Consider the following 23,844-nt stretch of genomic DNA (forward strand, 5'->3'; position numbering starts at 1 on the left):
GACGGATCAGCGCCCCTTCGACAGAGAGCCTGCCACCTGCGGGCTTTTTTGTTGTCCGCCCTCCCCCAGCTGCTACGCTTTCGATTCCTCGAACGGAGTCGACCTCATGTCTGATCAATACGCCCTCCCCGACATCCTCGAAAGAATGTACGAGAACCAGCTCGCCCTGGAGGCAGCCCTCATGGAGCTCACTTTATGGGTTGAGCAGCGCGGATCGGCAGAGGTCGGCGAGAACGTCCGAGGAGCACTGCACGCCATTGGCGAGAATGCTGGGCACATCAAGCAAGGACTGGCCAGGCTGAAGGTCACCCAGCAGCAATAGGCAGATCCAAGAGACTCGCCCGTAGCCCGCCAAGCGCGGGCTTTTTTACGCTTGCTCAACAGTCGCCGCGTAACTCTCACTCATACACCAGCCGAATTCGCACTCCAATCTGTCGAAATATGACAAAATAAATACTGTACATGCATACAGTAAAGCAAGGAGCACCAAATGCCACAAATAGCACTAGCCACGCCACAAGCCAGAAATTGTTACGAGCTTGTTGGTCGGCGCATTCAACGCCTGATCGCCACCCCCAATGTTCAGAAGGTTCAGGTGGTTACCGTTTCTAAGCAGGAAGACGAAAGCGCTGAAGCGTGGCAGCAGGTCCTTCTGGAAATCGAAGAGATCAGTGGCGTTCGCATAGACCGTCTGGAGAGCGGCTCCGTCAGAATTGGCTGGCGAGAGTACTGCGAAGCCTAAAGAGAGCCCGCCTTTGAGCGGGCTTTTTATTATCTGGTGTATTTTTTATTACCTGCGGTCTTGACGATTAATATTATCGCTAGTAATTTATATCCCAAGCCAACGCATCACCGGCCCAGCAGCGAAAGCCGCGCCGCTCTTTAAAAACTCAAAACACGATCCCGCTGCGGAAATAACAGCGGGGCCTCCTGTCCGGCAAGGACAGGGAGGGTCGATGCAAAGGCTCTCAACAAAACCTAACGATTGGCCGCTACGCCTCTACTGGAGACCGGCGATCCGATCCGACCTACCGCCTCGGGAGTGACTGGGGTGCAGGAAAGAAACGCAGGGAGAACCTGCGGCGGACGAGGGATACCGAACTGGCGAATGACCCAGATATGCGTAGCGAGACGGCAATACCGAAATATTCACTGCGGCGCCCGGCGTGCCGACGCAACGGTGAGCAACGACATTCGATTCAAGCCAGTGACCGACGCCAGTAGCGGGTTGCTGCGGAAATTTTCACTACTGCCACTGGAGACGGTGGCAGCGGGAAACCAACCGGGAGTCACGACGATGGAAGCAACAATCATCAACGGCGCATGGAAGGGCCACCTCGGTCGCGGCCTTGCGCCGCGAGAGCTTCAGTTCCTTCTCTGGATTGCCCAAGGATTCACCTCGAAAGAGATCGCCAGAGAGGCAGGCATTGAAGCCGGCACCGTCAAAAAGCGCCTCACCAATGCGATGTTCAAGCTGGGCGTCACACGGCGCACCGCTTTGGTGGCCGAGGCTATGAAGCGGCAGATCATCACGCCGATGTGTTTTGTCCTGGCGGCGTTGGTCGCCATCCATTCAATGCTTGATGACGAATCGATGCGTCGTGATCGCCGAGTGCCTGATCGTCGTACAGCTCAAGTCCGGATGGTGCGGAGGGCCGAGTGCCCTGTCTTGGCCGTATGACCAAAACACAGATTTCACTGGCTGGCCTTGGCGACAGGGCCAGACGGGAAATCAACCGAGGGTAGATCAATGACACCTGAGCAGAAAGTGAAATTCCTGATCCTGGCGCTCGATGCGCGCTGGCAAAAAAAGGAAGCCCCGAACTACGCCGCGATGACCGGCACCGATGCGGACACAGGTTATGCCGCACTGGTAGAAGCCGGCGAACACTGGGACAGCCGCAATGAGACCCGCTGCGGCGACGTCGAGACAAGTATCCCGTGCGATGGCGGCCGCCACTACGAAGCCAAGTCGGTAGCTGCACGGCTACCAGATGGGTCATGGGTTGGCTGGACTTATTACTACGGCGGAGGCAAGCACGCCGAACCGGAGGCAATCGACTGGATGAGTGAGGCCTACGAACTGGATTGCGTCGAGGAAGAGAAGGTTGTGACGGTTCGAACCTTCACCAAGCAGGCCGCCTGAATCAACCAGCGCCACGTCAACCTGACGATAACTGCCCGATGCGGAGGAGAACACGCCGGCCCAGCGCCGGCCACCTACCTCAAGTCAGCGGTATGTTGCTGGTGATCACATTCCGGCTTCCGCATTTGCACACGGGGATCATTGCTTCGGAGCGTTTACGATAAAACTCGTAGTCGTTTGCAGGGACGATGTTAAAGCCTTCCCAGAGCTCCTCTGTTCTACCCCAATCATCTGAACGCCAGACCTGTACACCTTCATGCCCACAATCGCCGCAGGTCGCTTTGTACCTGCGCTCATCCCAGCTCATTTTGACCTCGATTTCACCGAAGAACTCGCTGAAATATAGCAGCGATACAGCCCTCCCCCCTCCGATACCACCCGCATGCACTCCCCTCCGCGCCCAACGGCAACCAGCGGAACGGATGAGTGCAGCCGAGTGTTTTTTGAACCAATACACCAAGCGGAGATTGCCATGCATCCAGCCATTCAGCTCGCAAACGATGTTCGCAAGGCACTGCGTCAACGCTCACATATCGCGATCGCCGACTTCTACGAGTTGATCGGCCAACCGGTGCCTGGCGCACCGCCGCGCTTCGTAGTGAGGATGGCGGGTAAAGCTTTCTTCCATGTGGTGGACAGTCGCACCGGCAAGGTCCGGGGCTTTCGCCGCAATCACAATGAAGCGTGCGCTCTGGCGCGCCAGCTTGAACAAAAGGAGTAGGTCATGCTGAATTTCCTCGAAACACCGGAAGGGCCTGACTGGCTACACGATGCAATCAACAAGCTTATCTGCGGTGAGAACGTCACTGCACCGCGGGCGAACGGCAAGTTGGTTGCCTTGGTCACTCCGCAATCGTTGTGGGAAGCGCTGGCCGAACATCTCGGCGCCCAGGAGCACATCGCCCCACTGCTCACCGACAACCGTGAGTATCCGATTGAGCACCTACTGTGCGAGATCGTCGCCGACGGTCGCCGGATTCATCGCAAGGCGTACGACCTGGCGATTGAAGCGCTGGGCCAGCCGAAGAACAAACAGCACCCCACGGCATTGCACGATATTGCCGAGGCGCTGATCCGGCCATGGGCCAACGAGTATGGCCGGGCACGCGCAGATGAGCTTGCCGCCGACCGTGCTGCCGATCGCGCCGAACAATTGAGGGAGGATGCAGCATGAGCGGCCATGGCGCACATCTACGCGGCCAGCACCTGGCCAAGCGCTGCGCGAAGCTTCGACGTGAAGGCCTGCCACTGACTGAGGTCGCTCAGATCGCCGGCGTCACTCGCGAGCAAGTCGCCGCCAAGATCAAGCTGGGCGAGCGCCTTCTGTCGCTGGTTGAGTCTGCATGACGACCCGCCAGCGTGTCCTTCGCCACTTCATCTGGCACGGCACCGCAACCTCTCTTCATGGCTGGTCCGGCTGGCTGACACTGATAGCCCTGGCCGATCTGATCACACCGAAGTAACTCGAATCCAATTTCACAGCGCCCCGCAAGGATGGCGCGGGAGACACTCATGTCTGCTCAAAGCGTGGCGCCGGTGGCGCACGAACAAACTCTGCACGTTCTTCCTCATGCCGCGACCAGCACCAGCGCCCTGGTGCTCGACGGCGACAGCCTCGACAAGATGATGCGTCTGGCCGATGTCATGGCCACCGGCCGCGCCACAGTGCCCAAGCACTTCAACGGCAACTCGGCTGACTGTCTCGCCGTGGTGATGCAGTCCATGCAATGGAAGATGAACCCCTTTGCAGTCGCCCAGAAAACGCACCTGGTGAACGGCGTCCTCGGCTACGAGGCCCAGTTGGTCAATGCGGTGATCACCACCTGCGCGCCCGTGCTCGATCGCCTGCACTACGAGTGGTACGGCGCATGGGAAAAGGTGATCGGCCAGTTCGAAATCAAGACCAACAGCGACGGCAAACAGTATCGCCAACCAGGTTGGAAGCTGGAGGACGAGGAAGGCTTGGGCGTGAAGGTCTGGGCCACGTTCCGCGGTGAGGATGAGCCCCGCGTGCTGGAGTTGCTGCTGGCACAGGCCCGCACACGCAACAGCACGCTCTGGGCCGATGATCCCCGCCAACAGTTGGCCTACCTCGCCACCAAGCGCTGGTCCCGCCTCTATTGCCCCGACGTGATCCTTGGCGTGTACAGCCCTGACGAACTCGAGGAAGCCGCGCCGATCATCCGCGACGTTTCGCCAACGAAGGCCCGGGGCACGACTGAGCTTCCGCCCTACCCCGAAGAAAAGCTCACCGAGAACCTGCCGAAATGGCAGATCGCGGTCGACGCTGGCAAGTCATCCCCTGGCCACCTGATCGCAACCGTCAGCAGCAAATTCACCTTGAGTGAAGAGCAGATCGAAAAGATCAACGCCCTCGCACCGATTGAAGGAGAGCAAGAATGAAAATCCATAACGTCGCTCAGGGCTCCGAAGCCTGGCACGCGCTCCGCGCCAACTACTTCACCGCCTCCGAGGCGCCAGCCATGATGGGCGCTTCGAAGCAGATGAAGCGTACCGAACTGCTCCACACCAAGAAGACCGGTCTCGACCGCGACGTATCGTGGTGGGTGCAGAAATACCTGTTCGATAAAGGTCACGAAGCTGAAGCCCTGGCACGGCCGATTCTGGAAGCACGAATCGGCGAAGACCTGTTCCCTGTTGTCGGTACCGAGGGCGACCTGCTCGCCTCGCTCGACGGCTGCACCATGCTCGGTGAAACGCTGTTCGAACACAAAATGTGGAATGAGCAGCTTGCCGCTGACGTACTCGCCGGCACGCTCGACCCGCACTATTACTGGCAGCTCGAGCAACAACTGCTGGTGAGCGGCGCGGAGAAAGTGATCTTCGTTTGCTCCGACGGCACCGAGGACAACTTCGTGTCGATGGAATACGCGCCGGTCCCAGGTCGTGCCGCAACACTCGTTGCCGGATGGAAGCAGTTCCAAGCCGACCTAGTCGACTTCACACCTGCTGATGTTCTGCCTGAGGCCGTCGGCAAGACACCTGAAAGCCTGCCGGCGTTGCGCATCGAAGTCACCGGCATGGTCACCGCCAGCAACTTGGAGCAGTTCAAGGTGCATTCGATGGCGGCACTTGAGTCGATCAATACCGTCTTGGAAACCGACCAGCACTTTGCCGACGCCGAGAAGAGAGTCAAATGGTGTGGCGATGTTGAAGAGCGTCTTGAGGCGGCCAAGCAGCATGCACTGAGCCAAACCGAAAGCATCGACGTCCTCTTCCGCACCATTACCGAAATCAGCGCTGAGGTTCGCAGAAAGCGCCTGGAGTTAGAAAAGCTCGTAAAGGCCCGCAAGCTCAGTATCCGCGAAGACATCGTCATGGATGCCGCCAAGGCGCTGCAAGCCCACATCGACCAGATCAACACGTCGTTGGGCGGCAAGGCTCGCATGCCAGCGGTACCTGCAGACTTCGCCGGCGCCATCAAAGGCAAGAAGAGCATCAGCAGTCTTCGCGATGCTGCCGATTCGGAGCTGGCCCGGGCGAAAATCGCCGCCAGCCAAATCGGCGACAGCATCCGCGCCAACTTGGCCAGCCTGGTCGAGCTCGCCGCCGACTACGTGTTCCTGTTCAACGACGTCCAGCAACTGGTGCTCAAGGCCAATGACGACCTGGTCGCGCTGATCAAGGTACGGATCTCAGAGCACCAGAAAGCCGAGGCCGCCAACGAAGAGGCGCAGCGCGAGCGGATTCGTAAGGAAGAACTGCAGCGAATTGCAGATGAAGCGAAACCAGTCATCGAGCCGGCGCCTGCACAACCAGCATCAACGCCCTCCCCGGCGAAAGCCACTCCAGCGGTTGCTGCAATTGCGAAGCCCGCAGTAGCCACAGCAAAGCCGGCGACCTACCGAGCAGAAGTCACGGATCTGGAAGCACTGGTGCACGCCGTCGCCGGTGGTCTCGCCCCGCTCAGCGTGCTGACCGTGAAATGGGAAGCGCTGGATGCCCTAGTTGCTCAGCAAGGTTCGCTCTTCAGCATGGCCGGCGTAACCCTGGTGAACGCTGCGGCATGAGCAAGATCAAGCAAGTAGTAAATCAACGACGCCGGCAGTCCTGGCTGGACCTGCCGGCCAGCGGAATCGAAGAGGTAGGCCATGGCAGTGGATGGAAGGACGCGATCTGCCAAGGCGGCATTGAAGCGGAAGGCGAGGCAGGAAGTGGAGTTGCGTCACAAGGTGCGCGACGGCATCACGCAGATGCTGGCCGATTTGATGCGATGGAACGAGATAGAGGAAGCTGGCGAGGCGTTGCAACTGCTGATATTGAATGCTGACCCGGCTGCGGCTCTATCGCAGGCCGCGGTTGAGCTTCCGTCGTCACCACCTGGATTGATCCGGCATCACGTCAGGTCTGGAGCTCTCGAGCGGCTGAATGAGGTTGCCGAGAGCCTGCACGGCGCCAGCCAAAAGCATGTGATTGAGCTGCTGATTCTGTGCGCGCATGCGGCCGGGCCGGAGGGCTCTGCAAAGTATCTGCGTATTCCGCGACACAAAATCGTATTTAGCGAAAACGTGTCGCGGGCTTTTGATAATGAAAGCTTGAGAGAGCTAAAGAAAAATCCAGAAGATGAATATTTCTCACCGCATCATCTGAAATAGCTTAAAAATTGATCAACATTAGAAACAGAGCGTCGTACATCTGAGAACAGCTCACTCAACTCAGAATCATTTCCTTCATACATCCAAACGAGTCTACTTTCATGATCCAAAATACCGATCACCAAAGACTCATTCCAATAATGATCCCGACCATCTATATACTTCTTAACTCTAACTTTATATACGCAAAGATTTTGAGATTTGAAATCACACTCAAAATACAAAGGAATAACATCATCCGACCCTACAGTAACGGGATTTGGCGCATCTTTAATTTGCCAGCGCAGTCGCCTTGTAGATGTTTCTTCTATTAAGCGAACAACCATTTTCTTAGTTGATGAGTCCATCATATTCTAGCCGCCTCATTATCTTTATCTAATCCGTTAAGCATGACCTCAAACTCAGTCATACGTCTAGAAATGTACCAGCCGTCATCTCTAGACATTTCAGACACCTTAGAAGAATACCATTTACGCTCATATGCAAGCAAAGAAATAAGAACATCAGCCAAGGCCTTCTCTTTACTACCTAAGCTCGGGCGTATATTTTGTATATGCCCTCGCACCTCATAGAGTTTATGAATGACGTCTTCTTTTGAATCTTCCCACGTTTTCAGACCAGCTCTTACTTCTGGCATAAGCCTAGTGATGTCACCATAAACAGCTGGAAGCCTACTTTTGCTTACAAGAAGCACTCTTACTTTCCTTACATACACGAAGGTAACAACAGCAAGAGCAAAGCCAACAATAGTGCAAATTATACCAAACTGGTTAAGCCACGCCCATAACTCATCACTACCCCACATAACAGCTCCTAAAGTCATACGTCACACGATACGAATTCTATCTTCATCTGAGGCGCCAGCCTACAAAGGCTTTAACCATAATTTACAAAGTCGCCATCTCGTTACGGAGGGCGGCGCCTACCCGAGGTAATCGCAATGCCCGTTCTCCACAGCGTGATCCACAAGATCGACAAGAAGCCCGACGGCACACCGGCTGTTCTGTTCCTCGGTAGTGCCGAACAGGTCGAGAGCCAGGCTCGCGACAATCTGGTTCAGCAGTTCAACGAAAACTACAACGCCACCACCGGTAAGGCTTGGGGCTTCTTTCATCCGGATTCGGGTGCTCACCCGTTCAGTGGCTGGCTCGCCAAGTACCTGGCCGGCGGCGATGATTTTCTGTCGTTCACTCGAACAGCCGTCGAGCATCTGACCCGACTGATGGAAGAGTCGAACCTGACCACCGGCGGGCACGCCCTCTTCTGTCACTATCGGCAAGGCTTGACCGATTACCTGATCATCGCCCTGGTGCAGGAAACGGAAGCCGTGACCATGACCGAAGAGCTGCACCTGATGACGGTCAAGCGCCTCGACCTGGACCATATCCGCTTGGCCGCGCGCATCAACCTCAGTGAGTGGAAGAACAACCCGCAGTCGCGTCAGTACATCTCGTACCTCAAGGGTAAGCAGGGCCGCAAACTCAACGAGTACTTCCGCGATTTCATCGGTGTTCAGGAAGGTATCGACGGACCGGGCGAAACCCGCACCCTGCTCAAGGCGTTCAGTGACTTCGTTGAAAGCGAAGACCTCGGCGAGGAATCGGCCCGCGAAAAGACCAATACGCTGGTCAGCTACGCAATGGCCCAGACCAAGTTGGGCGAGCCGATCACGCTCGACGAGCTATCCGAAGTACTCGACGACGATCAGCCAAAGGCGTTTGCCGAGTTCATCCAGGGAAAGGACTACGGCCTTTCGGCTTCGATCCCGCCAGACAAAAAGACGCTCAACAAATTCCGACGCTTCACCGGGCGCGCCGATGGCCTGTCGATCAGCTTTGACCAGCACCTGCTCGGTGACAAGGTCGATTTCGACGAAGCCAGCGGCACGCTGACGTTGCGCAAATTGCCCGCCCCACTCACCGATCAACTCAAGCGGGCAGCCGCCTGACGCTCACCGCTACGCCGCGCGCTGAACGAAGGGCGGCGCCTGACTAGAGCGTCACCAAGTACATACCAGTTCGGCGATTCCGGGCCTTAGTTGCACCTCCACTCTTTCTCTGATCGGCCAGAAGAGGCGGTACTCAGCTTGCCAGCTATCCAGTTCAGACTTGAGAAAGTGATTTCGCTGATGATCCCCGGTGTATTCACAGAAACCCGCTGTGGATTGAGCCCCTAAGGTTTCGTCCAAGTGCCGCCTCAAGCCCTCAATATCGATGATTTTGACGCAGGCCTTCTTTTTCATTTTTCGAGCTAAATCGCCAGTAAGCCGAGAGCTGAACGACAAAATCAGCCCGTCATCTTCGTAATAGTCTGCATTGAAAAAATCCGGTATTGGGACACCGTCTATTTCGCAACCAATCATCGTAAGCCCTCTAGTTCCAAGAGCTGGATTGACATCTACGCAGCCGCGAAGCGAGCGGATATCGACTACCGATTTATGAATTAAATTTTCATCCGGAGTAAAAATCCCAGCACGCTCCATGCTTTTGTACGTGCTTGCAGGATTAATCGGTATCAGGCCGCCAGCCACCCAAGCATCTGCATGCCAGTGTTCATTCAGATAAAGATACAGGCTCATTGATACCCCTCTCCGGCCCCATGCCGGGTCGAACACAAATACCCCACTTCAACGAATCACGCCAGCCGGCGAGGATCCCCTATGTCCGCACAACAGAAGAAACCCCAGTTCATCCATGTCCAGCCAAGCATGGGCCTGCCGTTCGAAAAAGAACTGGTAGTTGACCTGTTCGCCGGTGGTGGTGGCGCCAGCACCGGTATTGCCCGGGCGTACCGAGAGCCAGATGTGGCGGTAAACCACAACCCAATCGCCCTGGCTGTGCATCGCGCCAACCATCCGCAAACGGCCCACTACGTCGCGGACGTTTTCGAAGTTGACCCCGTGCTGGCCACCGGCGGCCAACCAGTCGGCATCCTTTGGGCCTCACCCGACTGCCGCCACCACAGCAAGGCCAAAGGCGGAGCGCCGCGCGATCGCGGTGTACGAGGCTTGGCCTGGGTGGTTGTGCGCTGGGCCCACGCTACCCGGCCCCGCCTGATGTTTCTGGAGAACGTCGAAGAATTCTGCGACTGGGGGCCTATCGATGAGGAAGGTCAGCCAATCAAGGCCGAGCGCGGCCGCACCTTCAAATCATTCATTGCAGCGCTAAGCACCGGGCTGGCCGCTGATCACCCTGACATGCCGGAGATTCTGCAATCGATCGGCGAGTTCGTGCCGGCGGAAGCGCTGGTGCGCGGCCTTGGCTACAACGTCGAATGGCGCGAGCGCATCGCGGCCAACGCTGGCGCGCCGACCATCCGCAAGCGCCTGTACCTGGTAGCACGCAGCGACGGCAAGCCGATCGTTTGGCCGGCACCTAAGCGCCACAAAGTTCCGACGGGAAAACAGCAGCCTTGGCGCGCAGCTGCGGAGTGCATCGACTGGAACAACCTGGGCCGCACGATCTTCCGCGACAAGCCGATGGCGGTGAACACGATGCGCCGAGTGGCCAAGGGCTGCTGGCGGCACGTACTAACCAGCATGAAGCCGTTCATAGTTCCGATGCGTGGCACCTCGGCGGCTCACACCAGCACTCACGGTACGGACGAATCACTTTCAACCATCAGCGCCGGTGGTACGCACCACGCACTGGTGCAGCCAGTTGCCGCGCCGCTCCTCACCGAGTGCGCCAACGGTTCAGCGCAACGCAACTTCAGCGCGATAGAGCCGCTGCGCACGCAGGTTGCCCAGGTCAAGGGCGGGCACTTCGCGCTGGCTGCCTGTCACCTGACCCACCTCACGCACCACGGAGAGCGCAGCGGGTATTCCCCGGATGACTCTTTCCGCACGATCACCGGCGCCAACCGCGGCGAGCAAGCCCTTGTTGCTGCGAACATGGTCACCTTGCGGATAGGTTCGGTTGGGGCTGACGTTGCCAGCCCACTTGGCGTGGTAGCCACCAGCACCGGCCATCACGCAGTTTCGGCGGCGTTCTTCGAGCAGGCTAACGGTGGTTTCTACGACGGGGACGGCCGCGCTGCCGACTCGCCGCTCTCGACCATCTGCCAGTCCGGCGCCAACCAGCGGCTGGCGAACGCCTACCTGGTGAAGTACTACGGCAATGAAAAAGACGGGATATCGCTGGCCGAGCCAATGCACACGCTCCCAACAAAAGATCGGGTGGCGCTGATTGAGGTCGTACAGGTGCCGAACACGCTGACGCCGGAGCAACTGGAAGGTGCCCGCCGCTGTGCTGCCTTCATGCACGAACACCTGCCGGAGCACTTCAAAGACCCGGCCGAGATGGTCATGGTCGGCGGCTATGTGCTGGTGGACATAACCCTGCGCATGCTCCAACCGCCAGAGTTGAAGGCAGCGCAAGGCTTCGACAAGGACTACATCATTGATCGCGGGCTTTTCGTTGACCCGGTTACCGGTGCCAAAGAATGGCGCGACATCAACAAGACCGACCAGGTGCGGCTGATCGGCAACAGCGTCTGTCCGGATGAAGCCGAGGCCCTGGTCAGAGCCAACGCCGCCGACATCATCGAGCTTTATCAACGCCTCGCTGCATGAGCCACTATTACCTATTTCGTAGTTCTCTGCGCAAACTAGCCGCTGTAGCTCGAGTTTATTTTGGTTTCAAGCTTTCGACAATTTTGGCAACTTGCTCTAGGCCATCAAAAGTGGAAGGGATAACACTTTCATCCGTAACTATGCCGCTAAATATGACTTGTTCAAATCTTGTGAGCAGTTCTTTATCACTTTTTCGAGCATCGGAGGCAAACTCAACATAGCTATTGATAAACTGACAGAGCGTCATTCTCAAGTCTATCTGTAGCAATTGCGCCTTCGTTGATCGAAAATTTTGCAGTGTAATTCTAAAAAAATAAACCACCATAAGTTCGAAAGCTAGCAGAGCAGCTATCGCAAAGGACTCCTTCACCAAATCACTACTGTGCTCAATTACATTTAAAACCTTGAGTAGAGGAACAATTACCAAGCATATACCTAGCACAACCATAAATTTAAACGTTAGATCTTTTTCGCTAGCCTTGTCTTTTCTTAGATTTGAAAATCCTTGATATAGGCCAACAAAATTATAAGCATTTTCGTAGCCTTTCAGCTTGTCAGCTAAAGCGTTGACACGCTCTTCCCTTTGGGAAAGCTCGTCAATTGACTTGATTCGCGCATCCTCTGAAGCCTGGATGGCTTTAGGAAGATCTTTTAAGCTAGTCATATGCGGATGGTTTATGTATTCACGCAGCATTTGAATCGCCATGTGATTTTTTGCCCATCTGATTTGAAATGACGCGCTCTTGAGATCATTTAGATCCATATCGGCAAGTTCGATCCAAGCAGATCTCAACCCCGATGACATGCTTGTAGAAGATTTCAGCTCAAATTCTACCACAAACCTATAACATAACGAGAACAAGGAGTCGATCTCATAACTTTCGGCTGCACTAACCTCCTGAACACTCTCAGTAAACTTAGCCCCCACATGCTTAATATTGTAATCGCATGACAAATCAAAAATTGCTGGCATTAGCATCATTTCATTCAGCGCTTCACGAACAAAACACAAAGCATTGAAGGTGTCATCCGCCCCAGACTGCGTCCGGATTATTTCAATATGCCTACTAATACTATGGTGGGCCCTAGTGAGATGAGAAAGCATTGCCGCATTAGAGAAAAATATCAGAGGCTCGTTGCTGCTTTCGACACCATCAATACTGTCGCTCACTGTTTTTCTCCGTTTTATTCGATTACCCCAAATATTGGAGGATGCCTCAAGCGCGGAAGAACTCGCAAGAATAACCACCTGAGCAGCTCCATGACCGGCCTGCCGGGCCTCTACTTCCCCGCCGAGATCGACCCTGACGGCGATGCGCCGCGAAATCGCCGCCCTGATGGACTGGGGCACCGTGGCCACGCTCCCTGGCTGGGAGCATTCGGGCGCCCGGCTGCTGAACGCCTCGGCATGACGGTTGTGGATGCCCATGATCTGGTATCGATGGAGATTGCAGAATGAACGAGGTAATGCGTTACGACCTGGACCGGGACACCGACGAGGGTTGTGCGGACATGACGCCGATCAGCGATGGCCGCTTTGTTGAGTTCGAAGACTTCGCCCGAGTGACCGCCGAGCGTGACGCCCTGCAACAGCGCCTGAACGCAGCGGATCAGCGGGTTGATGAACTGATGGCACTGATACAGCGCGCCATAAAACTCGATATCGCCGGCCAATATCTCGATGACGAGTGGTACGCCACTTTGGACGACCTAAACCCGGCAGAATCAGTCGAATCATGACAGGAGTACATCTGTACTCCAGCACTCTGTAACTCCCTCCCCCCCTTCAAAGTCAGCCGCTATAGCGGCAAGGAAATCTATGCGCCTGAAGAAAGCTGAGCGCGAGCAAATGCGCCTGAAATACGGCGGCCACTGCGCCTACTGCGGTGTCGTGCTGGTTGGCAACAAATGGCACGAGGACCACCTCGAACCGATTATTCGGCAGCCGGACAAGCCCACCGAGCGCCCGGGAAACCACAACCTCGCCAACATGATGCCCGCCTGCGCGCCGTGCAACATCAGCAAGGGTCGGCAAACGCTGGAAGGCTGGCGTGAATGGATCGCAGGGCACGTCAACAGCCTCAACAACTACCACGCCATTTACCGCTTGGCCAAGTCGTACGGGCTGATCGCCGAGACCGGTGCGGAGGTGGTCTTTCACTTCGAGAAGGTAACGGCATGAAGGTCACCGATGCAGAAATCTTGAAAGCCATCTGGCAGGCACAGGTCAAGAAAACCGCCAAGGGCGTGATCACCAACTACGTCGGCGGCAGCAAGGGCCTGAAAAGTGACAGAGAGCAAGACCGTCACTACGCCCAGTACCAGAGCATGATCAGTCGCGGAGGCCTCGGCATCCCGCTGAGCAAGGGGCAACTCGCGCGCCGCCTGAAAGCCCTGATCGGCGGTGACAACCTGCAATGGCGCGGGCACCCCGGGAATGCCTACGAGTTCTGCACCGACGCAGCTATGGACGTGTTCCGGTTTGCGCGTAACTGGTGGGAAGAGCGCGGCGTGCCTGCCGGCTTTGATCAGGTCAAGAAGTGCATGCGAACTATCCAGCTCAGCGACTACGAGAGCCTTGCTGCACAGCTTGAGCAGGAGCTGCTGGAGCGCTTCGGCAATCTGGAGGTGACCGCATGATCGCCCTCGCCTACATGGCCTGGCTCATCTACACGGGGCCACGGCGATGATCCTTCGCAAAGGGTTCTTACGCCGAAAGTTCGAGACTGCACTGATCCGGCTTGCCATCGCAATCTTGATGGGCCGGAACATGACCCGGTCGCTGGTTGTGTCACGCCGCGACAACAACGACATGTGGTACATGGCCGAGCAACTCGACGACATCGCCAAGCGCATCAGCAAAAACTACACCTAACCCATCCCCACCTTCTGCCGCCACGCGCGGCATGGAGCAGCTCTTGAACATCCAGTTTCTTTCCCACGAGGAGGTTTGCGAGCTCACCGGCGCGCGGACCAAGGCAGGTCAAATTCTCAATCTGAAGAAAAACGGCGTCAGGCACACCATTAAAGTGAATGGCTGGCCAAGCGTCACGGCCATGGCCGTAACAGCGGTCGGCATGCTTGAAGCAGAAAAACCCGAATGGAAACCACGCAAGGCTAGCTGACATGGGACGACGACCAAGTAAACCCGGCTCAATAGCCCGGCTGCGAGAGCGCAAGAAAGCCAGCGGCCGGGTTTTCTACTATTACGAGGCAGGCGGCAAGGACCGCAAGGAGATCGCGCTGGGTAGCGACTACGGCCTGGCAATCATGGAGTACGCCAAGCTGGAGCGCGATCGCACAGCGACAGCCTTGGTTGCAAAGGTCATCACGTTTCGATACGTGGCCGAGAAGTATATGGTCGATGTCGTGCCAACGAAAAAGCCCGCCACACAGAAAGACAACGTCCGCGAGCTGAAAAACCTGATGTCGTTCTTCGACGATCCGCCGGCTCCACTCGAGACAATCCAGCCGCTGCACGTCCGCCAGTATCTGACCTGGCGCAAGGCTGCGCCTGTTCGGGCGAATCGTGAGAAGGCCTTGCTCAGTGCTATCTGGAACTTTGCTAGGGACGTTGGATATACAGCTTTGGCCAACCCGTGCGCCGGGATCAAGGGCAACAAAGAGACAGGAAGGGATATCTACATCGAGGACTCATTGTTCAAGCGCGTATACGAAAAAGCGGATGTCGGCCTTCAGGATGCCATGGACCTTGCATACCTGACTGGGCAGCGGGTGACCGACACCCGCTTATTGGACGAACGCGATGTCCGCGACGGTCAGATCTGGGTTCTTCAGGGCAAGACCAACGCGAAACGCCGAATTGAGGTAACTGGAGAGCTGAAGGTATTGATTGATCGAATTATGTCCCGGAAAAAAGAACACAAGGTCCGCTCGACGCGGCTGATCGTTTCAGAGGATGGCACACCAATGACGGTGGCAATGCTGCGGGGAAGATTTGACTTGGCCAGGAAAGCGGCCGGAGTCGCGAAGTCCGAGTTTCAAATGCGTGACTTGCGTGCCAAAGCAGGAACTGACAAAGCTGAATCTAGTGGCGACATCATGCAGGCCAAAGATCAACTTGGGCATACCACGGTGGTTATGACAGAGCAGTACATCCGCAATCGCAAAGGCAAGAAAGTATCGCCGACCAAGTGAATTGCGACCCAACTCTAAAATTGCGACCCAGAAACAAACAAGGGCTTGCATTAGCTTTCGCTCGCAAACCCTTGATTTTAGATGGTGCCCGAAGCCGGAATCGAACCGGCACGCCCTTACGAGCGGGGGATTTTAAGTCCATTATTTTTCCATTATAAATCAGATATTTAGAGTTTTTATTTTTCCGCACATCACAAATCTTCTCACCGTTTCAAGCCAGTAAAATCAGGACCTCGAAAGAAATTGCGGAATGAAGTCCTAGCTGCTGCGGTGCCCGCACTCGACCAGAGCCAGGCAGTCGGATGCCGGTCCGGAGAAATGACTGCTGCCAGCGGAAAGTTCAGCTAGTCTTCCCGCACCAGCTACTCAGGGACCATACCCATGCCGGATCGCTCTGAAGCGAACATAGCCTCAGCAGACGCTCTCACACTGCTGCTGCACAACCAGCACGCCATATGTGCGGCCATTGAAGAGGTGACCAAGTGGCTCTCTGAAAACGGAGCTGGGAATGTCGCCGCTAACGCAATTGCGACCATGGAAACGCTGGATACCAATGCTCAAGGCATCACAGACGCCATCATGCGGCTACGGCAGTTATAGGAACACAACAAAACAATCGACCAAAAGCGGCCTCTCCCCCAGAGCAGGGGGAGGATACTCAGCCATCGCAATTGATCCATTGCGATGGGACAGGTCGCTATCAATTCGTCATGGACGAACTAGAAACTTCACTAAGCAGCTCCGTTTAATTCGGCCACTAGTCAGCGGGATGCGGTCGAAAGCCCCCCGTGACCACCCTTGATAAAATCTATTGGGAGTTAACCTTAGCGTAAACTAATGACCTGTTGCGCCATCGGTACAGCTGGGTAATTGCACAGGCTTATCGAATTGCTCAGGCGCTCGATCACCCAACTCCTAAGCATCCAAATCAGTCCGGAGACAAGTACTGCACTGAGCGGGATTGACCAGAGAATCGTGGTGATAGTTACGTTCACTGACGTCTCCCGTGTGTAACCTACTTGTGCTCCTTACGAGCGAACAACGCGCTCCGAGCATTGTTGAGTCCGCGACTGGCAACGTTGAAGTAGTACGGCACACTCTCACGAGTGTATTCCTTCAACGCCTCTTGGTACGCCATCACCGCCTGCTCCAGCCGGACCGTCCCCACCTCGCGCTCGCCTAGCGCCAGCAGCGCATTACCCAGGTTACTCTGCGTCATTGCCCAGTCCAGCGGCATGCGCTCGCGCGTGTATTCCTTCAAGGCCTCTTGGTACGCTGCCACTGCCTCCTCCTGCCGCTTCGTCCCAGCTTCGCGCCCGCCCAGACTCGAGAGCGCGTTGCCCAGGTTGTTCTGCGTCGCCGCCCACTTCAGCGGCACACGCTCGCGGCTGTATTCCTTCAACGCCTCCCGGTACGCCGCAACAGCCTGCTCGAGCCGGAACGTCCCCACCTCGCGCTCGCCCAGATTCGAGAGCCCGTTGCCCAGGTTGTTCTGCGTCATTGCCCAGTCCAGCGGCATACGCTCGCGGCTGTATTCCTTCAACGCCTCCCGGTACGCCGACACCGCCTGCTCCAGCCGGACCGTCCCCGTCTCGCGTTCGCCTAGCGCCAGCAGCACATTGCCCAGGTTGTTCTGCGTCATCGCCCAGTCCAGCGGCACGCGTTCGCGAGTGATTTCCTTCAGTGCCTCCTGGTACGCCGTCACTGCCTGCTCCAGCCGGGTCGTCCCCGCCTCGCGCTCGCTCAGCCTAAAGAGCGTGGTGCCCAGGTTGTTCTGCGTCTTCGCCCAGTCCAGCGGCACGCGTTCGCGACTGTATTCCTTCAGTGCCTCCTGGTACGCCGCCACTGCCTGCTCCAGCCGGGTCGTCCCCGCCTCGCGCTGGCCCAACTCCAGCAACACGCCGCCCAGGTTGCTCTGCGTCATCGCCCAGTCCAGCGGCACGCGTTCGCGCGTGATTTCCTTCAGTGCCTCCTGGAACGCCGCCACTGCCTGCTTCAACCGGGTCGTCCCCGCCTCGCGCTCGCCCAGACTCCAGAGCGCGGTGCCCAGGTTGTTCTGCGTCTTCGCCCAGTCCAGCGGCACGCGTTCGCGACTGTATTCCTTCAGTGCTTCCTGGAACGCCACCACTGCCTGCTCCAGCCGGACCGTCTGCGCCTCGCGCTGGCCCAGCTCCAGCAACACGCCGCCCAAGTTGTTCTGTGTCATCGCCCAGTCCAGCGGCACGCGTTCGCGCGTGATTTCCTTCAGTGCCTCTTGGTACGCTGCCACTGCCTGATCCAGCCGGGTCGTCCCCGCCTCGCGCTGGCCCAAACTCCAGAGCGTGGTGCCCAGGTTGTTCTGCGTTCTCGCCCAGTCCAGCGGCACGCGTTCGCGCGTGTATTCTTTCAGCGCCTCCTGGTACGCCGCCACTCCCTGATCCAGCCGGGTCGTCCCCGCCTCGCGCTGGCCCAGACTCGAGAGCGTGGTGCCCAGGTTGTTCTGCGTCATCGCCCAGTCCAGCGGCACGCGTTCGCGCGTGTATTCCTTCAGCGCCTCCTGGTACGCCGCCACTCCCTGCTCCAGCCGGGTCGTCCCCGCCTCGCGCTGGCCCAGACTCGAGAGCGCGTTGCCCAGGTTGTTCTGCGTTCTCGCCCAGTCCAGCGGCACGCGTTCGCGCGTGTATTCCTTCAGCGCCTCCTGGTACGCCGCCACTCCCTGCTCCAGCCGGGTCGTCCCCGCCTCGCGTTTACCTAAGTTCAAGAGCGCATCGCCCAGGCTGGCCTGCGTTCTTGCCCACTCCCTCGGCACGCGTTCGCGCGTGTATTCCTTCTGCGCTTCCTGGATCGCCGCCACTGCCTGCTCCAGCCGGGTCGTCCCCGCCTCGCGCTGGCCCAGACTCCAGAGCGCATTGCCCAGATTGGTCTGCGTTCTCGCCCAGTCTAGCGGCACGCGTTCGCGCGCGTATTCTTTCAGTGCTTCCTGGAACGCCGCCACTGCCTGCTCCAGCTGGACCGTCTCCGCCTCGTGCTGGCCCAGACTCGCGAGCGCGGCGCCCAGGTTATTCTGCGTCATCGCCCAGTCCAGCGGCATGCGTTCGCGAGTAATTACTTTCAGTGCCTCCTGGTACATCGCCACTGCATCTCTCATCGCACCGTTGTCGCCACTCTGCTCGCCGTAGGTACTGAGGCCGTATCCGAGAATAACCCTTAAGTCCGCCTGGAACGGCCCAGCTACGGAACCGTTCTCAATCAAGTATCGCACACGGATAATGAATGGCTTTAGGCGGTCAGCAACAAAGCTTCCACTTTGCTCGGAGAACGACGCTGCTTGACTGCTAGCCAACAACAACAGTACGTCGTTCAAATCATTGCGAAAAAGCTTAGGCAGGTCATAGCTGCCGCTGGCTGGCTGGTACTTCTCGGAAGTTTTCCCTAGCTCAACCCCACTATCCGCTGTCCAGTGCAGGCGCATTGGAGCGTCTGGCTGTACGTCGAACGCTTCACCCCAGATCATGGCCTGAGCATGGGATTCGCCAAGCAGCTTCTTAGCTCGCTCGTGTCCCGCCCTAATGGCCTCTTGGGGCTTTTCACTATTGCCTACCGAGATGAGTCTGTCGAACAACAGGATCTCTACCTCGTTGTTGCTGAACTGGCTGGTCAGAGCATCTCGTATGAGCCTCCGGTGTACATCGTCCTTGTCGTTATCCAGTCTTGCGATGGCGATGGAAAAACGCTCCGGGTTGGCCTGTGGAAGCGGATTAAGCTCGCGAATCGTGGTCAGTGCCCCACTCACGCCTGGGAGTTGGACCGCCTTTTCCCAGTTGTACCAAACCAGCACGCTAGCTATCAGAAACGCCGCCAAAGGCCAGCCAAGACGGGTATTTAGAAACTGGTAAAACTTCTTCATCGCAATCGCTAGCGGGCTCTCGCTGGCCTGCGAGTCGGGGAAATCTTTCCTGGGCGCGAACTTTTCTGTTTCCTTCAGTCGCTGAAAATGCTTTTTTCTGGCCACGGCCCATCCCCTCATCCTCGCACTTTTGTTGTGCCGCTAATGCAAGATAGCCCGACAACCAACAGCAAGTTCGAATGCGAGCTGCTGGATGGCCGCTTTCGACCGGTTGAACCCTCAACCCAGCGCGGGCATTCAGGCGCTCAGCTCTCCGACGATTTTGTTGAAGTCACGGAGCCATAGCGAGCGGCACGTAGGACTATTAAAACGGTTCAAAACTGGTGATGATGCTTGCCTCCAGTAAGACAGGGAACCTTGGGATGACGGACCGATTTCTCCTTTACATAGATATTCTGGGCTTTACCGATATGGTGCGCAAAGAACCAAGGAAGGTAGCGCGCACCTATTCGATTCTAGATAGCCTGAATGTACACAAACATAATAGCTTCAAGACCATCGTTTTCTCAGACACGGTACTGGTCTACAATATTGAGCCGGCCTCCAACGACGCCGAGAGAGAGTACCTAGTCTGGTACCTCACGGAGTTCGCCGAGGACTTACACCACCGTCTTACCGGTCAGGATATCTATTTCCGTGCGGCTCTCGTAGCCGGCGATTTCTCCCACTACGATCTGAAGCACGTTGAGTGTTTCTACGGCACTGCGTTGATCTCAGCATATTTGGCCGAAAAGGACATTCCGTCGCTTGGCTTGTTCATGGACCACGAGTGCGCAAAGTACAACCAATTTTTCCGCTTGGCACCGTTCAACGCAGACTATTCCTTCGTATATCTCAACCGCTCATTGGAGCAGCTGAATGAACTTGCCGGTGGCCGTTTCCCGGTTGAGGACTACCAGATGCATATGGGGGATATTGCCCCTTACGTCACATGGCAGGTTCGTTTTCTCCAAGACATATACAATCAAATGCGCAACCATCAAGTGCCGCATGTCCGCACTAAGTTTCTGGCTGCTTGGGATTTTTACAAGCAGCGCTACCCCGAGATGCTGGGGGTACTGGAGAAGAACGATTTTTCCGCACGCTCGTTGGGACGTGCACCGGACTGGGATGATTTGGACAAGTATATGAAACGGGATATCGGCTACTTCAAACGAATCGGCAGCGGCACGAAACTGTCCAAAGCCATCACCAGTCCTAACAGGTTCAGTCTTAAATTCTCGAAAAGCTTCAAGGACTAGTAGCCCCGATGACTTGGGTTGTGGCCGATAGACGAAGCGAAGGGCAGATACTCACCGGTTTCTAGTGGTGCTGACCGGCTGCGTTGGGGCGATTGTAGCCTTTCACCAGTGGTAGGAATCGACTCATTGCGGCCCCCCCACAGTGTCTAGAAAAGCAGGGGGCGATTCAAATTCGTATGAAGAATTGGAGGCAATAAAGATGAGCGCGGCCTATACATTTGATTTGAAGCTGGTATGTGGAGGTTACGCCTATTTTTCAACTGACACCTTGGGCAGTAAACCAGGCCCTGATGGGCTTGAGTTTCGCACACCATCGCAGGTGAGCAAGGAGAGATTCGGTGTTGCCTTGGATGACCTTGGATTCAACTACATGTGGGTTGACGACGAACGCACTTATTATGACTGGCCCTGTGTTCAGGGTTGGGCATTAGTGGGCTCTGATTTTGCTAGGGAACACATGAGTCACTGGCTCAAAAAACGCGAGTGTCTGATTTCCCCATACGGCTCCTTCACTGATATTGAGATTGCTGCTCCATCCATTAGGAGGCGCACCTTTCGGGGGAAGTTCAAGAAGCGAATACTTGATCGAGACAATAACCAATGTGTCCTATGTACAGGACGGGATCAGCTGACTCTTCAACATGTTAGGCCCCATTCCAAGGGGGGAGAAACCAGTTTTAGGAATTTGGTGACGCTTTGCGCTCCCTGCAATCAGGAGCTGGGGGCCGAAACGTACAGGGAATTGTATCGTTTGGCGGGGTTGCAATCGGGCTATGAACCATCCCTTCTGAATGCTTCTGGCGGCAGTGAAAGAGCATTTTGGCGTGCTGTTCAATTTTCATCCAATATGATGCACACCCGATGTGAACTTTATTAGGTTCCGTGGTAGTGAGTGAATCGCCCCTGATTTCATAGACGCGCCCAATTGTCTGGCTTTTGCCAATAAGCCAGTTCTGAATGACGGAAGCGGGTCGGAAGCGCTCTATCAAAATATTTTATATTGGCAATCGTCAGGGTTGCTGGTGCCCAGCTTGATTCTCAGCTGCTGGATGGCCGCTTTCGACTGTGGATTCAACCGGTCGATGCAACACAACTAAATTCTGTGTAAGCAGAAGGAGTGTTGCAGATGAAGCAGAGACCTCGGATCTATTACACCGAAAGCCAGAAAAAACTGATGTGGGATCACTGGCAGAAAGGCGACTCTCTCCAGCAGATCGCCCAGCTATTTGAACGAAACCACTCATCAATACAGCGCATCTTGGCGGAAACAGGCGGTATCAGACCCGCTGTACGCCGCAGGTCCAGATTGGCGCTGACGCTGGCCGAGCGCGAAGAGATTTCGCGCTCAGTGGTGGCAGGTAACTCGATCCGTTCCATAGCGACGCTGCTAGGGCGAGCAACCTCTACCATTAGCCGTGAGATCAGACGCAACGGTGGTCAAGGATGTTACCGAGCTAATCAAGCTGATCAAGCTGATCAGGCTGCCTGGGATCGCGCCCATCGACCTAAGGTCTGCAAGCTTGTTGAGAACCGAACGGTGGCGCAAATTGTTGCAGACAAGCTTCAATTGCAGTGGTCACCGGAACAAATTGCCGGCTGGCTGAAGCGCACCTACCCGGACGATACGAGCTATCAGGTGTCACACGAGACGATCTATCGCACCCTCTTCATACAGGCTCGCGGGGCTCTGAAGAAGGAGTTGCTTGAGCATTTACGGCGAACGCGAGCCATGCGTCGCTCGCGCCATCACACCCAGAAGAAAGAAAATCACGGTCGAATTACAGATGCGGTTTCGATCCGCGAACGCCCGGCCACGGTTAAAGATCGGGCGGTGCCAGGTCACTGGGAGGGGGACCTGCTGTGCGGTAGCAGGAACAGCCAAATTGCAACTCTTGTGGAGCGTCATACCCGTTACGTAATGCTAGTGAAGTTGGTCGGTAAGGATAGCGAGACGGTCATCAGCGCCCTGATCGAAAACGCCCTCGAGCTACCCCAAGAACTCTACAAATCGCTGACGTGGGATCGCGGCAAAGAGATGGCTGACCATAAGCGCTTTACGGTGGCTACCGACATAAAGGTCTACTTCTGCGATCCTCATCGTCCTTGGCAACGGGGATCGAATGAGAACACCAACGGGCTGTTAAGGCAGTACTTCCCGAAAGGAACTGACCTGGCGGATCACTCGCAAGCCACGCTCAATGAAGTGGCAAGGCAGCTAAATAGCCGCCCTCGGAAAACACTAAACTACGAAACGCCCGCTGAACGATTTAGCCAATCTGTTGCATCGACCGGTTGAATCCACAACCCATTGCGGACATTCATCCCAAGGCTGTAGGTTCACAGTTTGGCCAGGAGTCGGGGCGCTCGTTATGACGTTTTCAACGTGAGCGCTCAATCGTCCTCGCGGAGTGCTTTGACTCGACCGTGCTTTCCTGCGTTGGCAAGAGCAGAATGCATCCACTGCGAATGGTATCATGGGGTCTACCTGGACGTTTGCTTCGTAAGCTTTTGGCGCCCCTCTGCCTTCGGCCCCAACTGACAGCAACAGCGGCGGGTCAAATCTATAGACAGCCTGCACCAACAACTAAAGTATCTGGCTAGGTAGCCGAAAACTGCTTAAGCACCACGGATTGGAATCTCTCATGAGCATGTTCGACGACGTCATTGAAGCAATTCTCTCGCCTTTCACAATTATAACTGACGCTTGGGACAAAATCGTAATCAAGATTGCGGGGAAGCGAATCGCCGTGCTTGGAGCGAGGGGTGCCGGAAAAAGCACTTTGCTACATTTTCTGAGCACTGGCACCCTCAATACAGTGAATGCCCAAACAGTTTCGAATGAGAGAGTTGCGTCCAATCGACTTTCTTTGCAAGATTTAAAATTCGAACTCAAAGCAACGCTTGACGTCCCTGGTGGCGCAGATGCTAAAGAGGATTGGCATAGGCTATACAACACAGCTGACTACGCCCTGTACCTAATCAAAGCCTCTTCTATTGATGTTAGTCGTGTCCAGCGAGACCTAGGGCTTGCAGAAGTGTGGCAGAAAGCGCTGAAGGACAACGGCAAGAAGGCACCGATTCTTATAGTGATAGTCACTCACATGGATAAAATTGATGGCTATCTTACTGCCAGCTCTGCGATCAAGGGAGACTTTAGAGACAACTTCATAAGAGTGCAGCTTGAGGCCGGGCTTTCTAAGCTGGACTTGCCCCTATAAAACCGG

At 56.1% G+C, this 23,844-nt stretch carries 27 protein-coding genes; 22 read left to right on the forward strand and 5 right to left on the reverse strand.

Features of this window, described 5'->3' with window-relative positions:
• Positions 1 to 106 precede the first annotated feature (106 nt).
• The 10 genes from BLL42_RS02155 (at position 107) to BLL42_RS02200 (ending at position 6,762) form a co-directional block, all read left to right on the forward strand.
• Entirely contained in the window at positions 107 to 322 is a 216-nt protein-coding gene (locus tag BLL42_RS02155) for a hypothetical protein (protein WP_071550583.1), read from the forward strand.
• Positions 323 to 490: 168 nt separating this feature from the next.
• Complete coding sequence (locus BLL42_RS02160) at positions 491 to 742, forward strand: DUF1654 domain-containing protein (RefSeq protein WP_071550584.1); 252 nt, start codon at positions 491 to 493, stop codon at positions 740 to 742.
• Between the two features lie 555 nt (positions 743 to 1,297).
• Positions 1,298 to 1,681 carry a response regulator transcription factor gene (locus BLL42_RS02165; protein ID WP_071555677.1) on the forward strand — a complete coding sequence of 128 codons (384 nt, stop codon included), beginning with the start codon at positions 1,298 to 1,300 and terminating at the stop codon, positions 1,679 to 1,681.
• Between the two features lie 69 nt (positions 1,682 to 1,750).
• A complete protein-coding gene (locus BLL42_RS02170) occupies positions 1,751 to 2,146 on the forward strand; it encodes a hypothetical protein (protein WP_071550585.1) in 396 nt (131 codons plus the stop codon).
• A 472-nt stretch (positions 2,147 to 2,618) separates the two neighbouring features.
• Entirely contained in the window at positions 2,619 to 2,867 is a 249-nt protein-coding gene (locus tag BLL42_RS02180; RefSeq protein WP_071550587.1) for a hypothetical protein, read from the forward strand.
• 3 nt (positions 2,868 to 2,870) lie between these two features.
• A complete protein-coding gene (locus tag BLL42_RS02185) occupies positions 2,871 to 3,320 on the forward strand; it encodes a hypothetical protein (RefSeq protein WP_071550588.1) in 450 nt (149 codons plus the stop codon).
• Entirely contained in the window at positions 3,317 to 3,493 is a 177-nt protein-coding gene (locus tag BLL42_RS30170) for a hypothetical protein (protein ID WP_167368523.1), read from the forward strand. The genes BLL42_RS02185 and BLL42_RS30170 overlap by 4 nt, the downstream gene beginning before the upstream one ends.
• Positions 3,494 to 3,658: 165 nt before the next feature.
• Positions 3,659 to 4,549: a recombinase RecT gene (recT, locus tag BLL42_RS02190; protein ID WP_071550589.1), complete on the forward strand. Its 891-nt coding sequence runs from the start codon at positions 3,659 to 3,661 to the stop codon at positions 4,547 to 4,549.
• Positions 4,546 to 6,177 carry a YqaJ viral recombinase family protein gene (locus BLL42_RS02195; protein ID WP_071550590.1) on the forward strand — a complete coding sequence of 544 codons (1,632 nt, stop codon included), beginning with the start codon at positions 4,546 to 4,548 and terminating at the stop codon, positions 6,175 to 6,177. The genes recT and BLL42_RS02195 overlap by 4 nt, the downstream gene beginning before the upstream one ends.
• A gap of 81 nt (positions 6,178 to 6,258) precedes the next feature.
• The gene (locus BLL42_RS02200) at positions 6,259 to 6,762 is read left to right on the forward strand and encodes a hypothetical protein (protein ID WP_071550591.1); all 504 of its coding nucleotides are present in this window, start codon (positions 6,259 to 6,261) and stop codon (positions 6,760 to 6,762) included.
• Here BLL42_RS02200 and BLL42_RS29470 read toward each other — a convergent pair.
• Positions 6,750 to 7,112, reverse strand: a complete 363-nt coding sequence (locus BLL42_RS29470) for a hypothetical protein (protein WP_129586925.1) — start codon at positions 7,110 to 7,112, stop codon at positions 6,750 to 6,752. The two genes, BLL42_RS02200 and BLL42_RS29470, sit on opposite strands and share 13 nt — an antisense overlap.
• Positions 7,109 to 7,567 carry a hypothetical protein gene (locus BLL42_RS02210; protein ID WP_071550593.1) on the reverse strand — a complete coding sequence of 153 codons (459 nt, stop codon included), beginning with the start codon at positions 7,565 to 7,567 and terminating at the stop codon, positions 7,109 to 7,111. Before BLL42_RS02210 ends, BLL42_RS29470 begins: the two co-directional genes overlap by 4 nt.
• Before the next feature lie 135 nt (positions 7,568 to 7,702).
• Between BLL42_RS02210 and yejK the strand changes: the two genes are divergently transcribed.
• The gene (yejK, locus tag BLL42_RS02215) at positions 7,703 to 8,710 is read left to right on the forward strand and encodes a nucleoid-associated protein YejK (protein ID WP_071550594.1); all 1,008 of its coding nucleotides are present in this window, start codon (positions 7,703 to 7,705) and stop codon (positions 8,708 to 8,710) included.
• A gap of 51 nt (positions 8,711 to 8,761) precedes the next feature.
• On the opposite strand, the gene BLL42_RS02220 is transcribed toward yejK, so the two are convergent.
• The gene (locus BLL42_RS02220) at positions 8,762 to 9,340 is read right to left on the reverse strand and encodes a hypothetical protein (RefSeq protein ID WP_071550595.1); all 579 of its coding nucleotides are present in this window, start codon (positions 9,338 to 9,340) and stop codon (positions 8,762 to 8,764) included.
• 81 nt (positions 9,341 to 9,421) lie between these two features.
• Between BLL42_RS02220 and BLL42_RS02225 the strand changes: the two genes are divergently transcribed.
• A complete protein-coding gene (locus BLL42_RS02225; RefSeq protein WP_071550596.1) occupies positions 9,422 to 11,335 on the forward strand; it encodes a DNA cytosine methyltransferase in 1,914 nt (637 codons plus the stop codon).
• A gap of 55 nt (positions 11,336 to 11,390) precedes the next feature.
• Here the strand turns inward: BLL42_RS02225 and BLL42_RS02230 are convergent, their stop codons facing one another.
• Positions 11,391 to 12,764, reverse strand: a complete 1,374-nt coding sequence (locus BLL42_RS02230; protein ID WP_161492338.1) for a hypothetical protein — start codon at positions 12,762 to 12,764, stop codon at positions 11,391 to 11,393.
• A gap of 26 nt (positions 12,765 to 12,790) precedes the next feature.
• Here BLL42_RS02230 and BLL42_RS02240 point away from each other — a divergent pair, with 26 nt between their 5' ends.
• From BLL42_RS02240 to BLL42_RS02275, 6 genes are all read left to right on the forward strand, one after another.
• Positions 12,791 to 13,075, forward strand: coding sequence for a hypothetical protein (locus BLL42_RS02240; protein ID WP_071550599.1), 285 nt, complete (start codon positions 12,791 to 12,793; stop codon positions 13,073 to 13,075).
• A 79-nt stretch (positions 13,076 to 13,154) separates the two neighbouring features.
• On the forward strand, positions 13,155 to 13,517 hold the full coding sequence (locus BLL42_RS02245; protein ID WP_071550600.1) for an HNH endonuclease: 363 nt from the start codon (positions 13,155 to 13,157) through the stop codon (positions 13,515 to 13,517).
• Positions 13,514 to 13,975 carry a hypothetical protein gene (locus BLL42_RS02250; RefSeq protein ID WP_071550601.1) on the forward strand — a complete coding sequence of 154 codons (462 nt, stop codon included), beginning with the start codon at positions 13,514 to 13,516 and terminating at the stop codon, positions 13,973 to 13,975. The genes BLL42_RS02245 and BLL42_RS02250 overlap by 4 nt, the downstream gene beginning before the upstream one ends.
• Positions 13,976 to 14,253: 278 nt before the next feature.
• On the forward strand, positions 14,254 to 14,460 hold the full coding sequence (locus tag BLL42_RS02260) for a DUF4224 domain-containing protein (protein WP_081427347.1): 207 nt from the start codon (positions 14,254 to 14,256) through the stop codon (positions 14,458 to 14,460).
• A gap of 1 nt (position 14,461) precedes the next feature.
• Positions 14,462 to 15,493, forward strand: coding sequence for a tyrosine-type recombinase/integrase (locus tag BLL42_RS02265; RefSeq protein ID WP_071550604.1), 1,032 nt, complete (start codon positions 14,462 to 14,464; stop codon positions 15,491 to 15,493).
• A gap of 381 nt (positions 15,494 to 15,874) precedes the next feature.
• A complete protein-coding gene (locus BLL42_RS02275) occupies positions 15,875 to 16,093 on the forward strand; it encodes a hypothetical protein (RefSeq protein WP_071550605.1) in 219 nt (72 codons plus the stop codon).
• Between the two features lie 415 nt (positions 16,094 to 16,508).
• On the opposite strand, the gene BLL42_RS02280 is transcribed toward BLL42_RS02275, so the two are convergent.
• Entirely contained in the window at positions 16,509 to 19,484 is a 2,976-nt protein-coding gene (locus tag BLL42_RS02280) for a tetratricopeptide repeat protein (RefSeq protein WP_201788748.1), read from the reverse strand.
• Positions 19,485 to 19,741: 257 nt separating this feature from the next.
• Between BLL42_RS02280 and BLL42_RS02285 the strand changes: the two genes are divergently transcribed.
• The 4 genes from BLL42_RS02285 (at position 19,742) to BLL42_RS02300 (ending at position 23,838) form a co-directional block, all read left to right on the forward strand.
• Positions 19,742 to 20,620 (forward strand): hypothetical protein, encoded by an 879-nt coding sequence (locus BLL42_RS02285; protein WP_071550607.1) that lies wholly within the window; start codon positions 19,742 to 19,744, stop codon positions 20,618 to 20,620.
• 199 nt (positions 20,621 to 20,819) lie between these two features.
• Complete coding sequence (locus BLL42_RS02290) at positions 20,820 to 21,497, forward strand: HNH endonuclease (protein ID WP_071550608.1); 678 nt, start codon at positions 20,820 to 20,822, stop codon at positions 21,495 to 21,497.
• A 249-nt stretch (positions 21,498 to 21,746) separates the two neighbouring features.
• Positions 21,747 to 22,916 (forward strand): IS30 family transposase, encoded by a 1,170-nt coding sequence (locus tag BLL42_RS02295; protein WP_071550609.1) that lies wholly within the window; start codon positions 21,747 to 21,749, stop codon positions 22,914 to 22,916.
• A gap of 346 nt (positions 22,917 to 23,262) precedes the next feature.
• Positions 23,263 to 23,838, forward strand: a complete 576-nt coding sequence (locus BLL42_RS02300) for an ADP-ribosylation factor-like protein (RefSeq protein ID WP_071550610.1) — start codon at positions 23,263 to 23,265, stop codon at positions 23,836 to 23,838.
• The last annotated feature ends 6 nt before the right edge of the window (positions 23,839 to 23,844 follow it).

The organism is Pseudomonas frederiksbergensis (assembly GCF_001874645.1).
Taxonomy (GTDB): domain Bacteria; phylum Pseudomonadota; class Gammaproteobacteria; order Pseudomonadales; family Pseudomonadaceae; genus Aquipseudomonas; species Aquipseudomonas frederiksbergensis_B.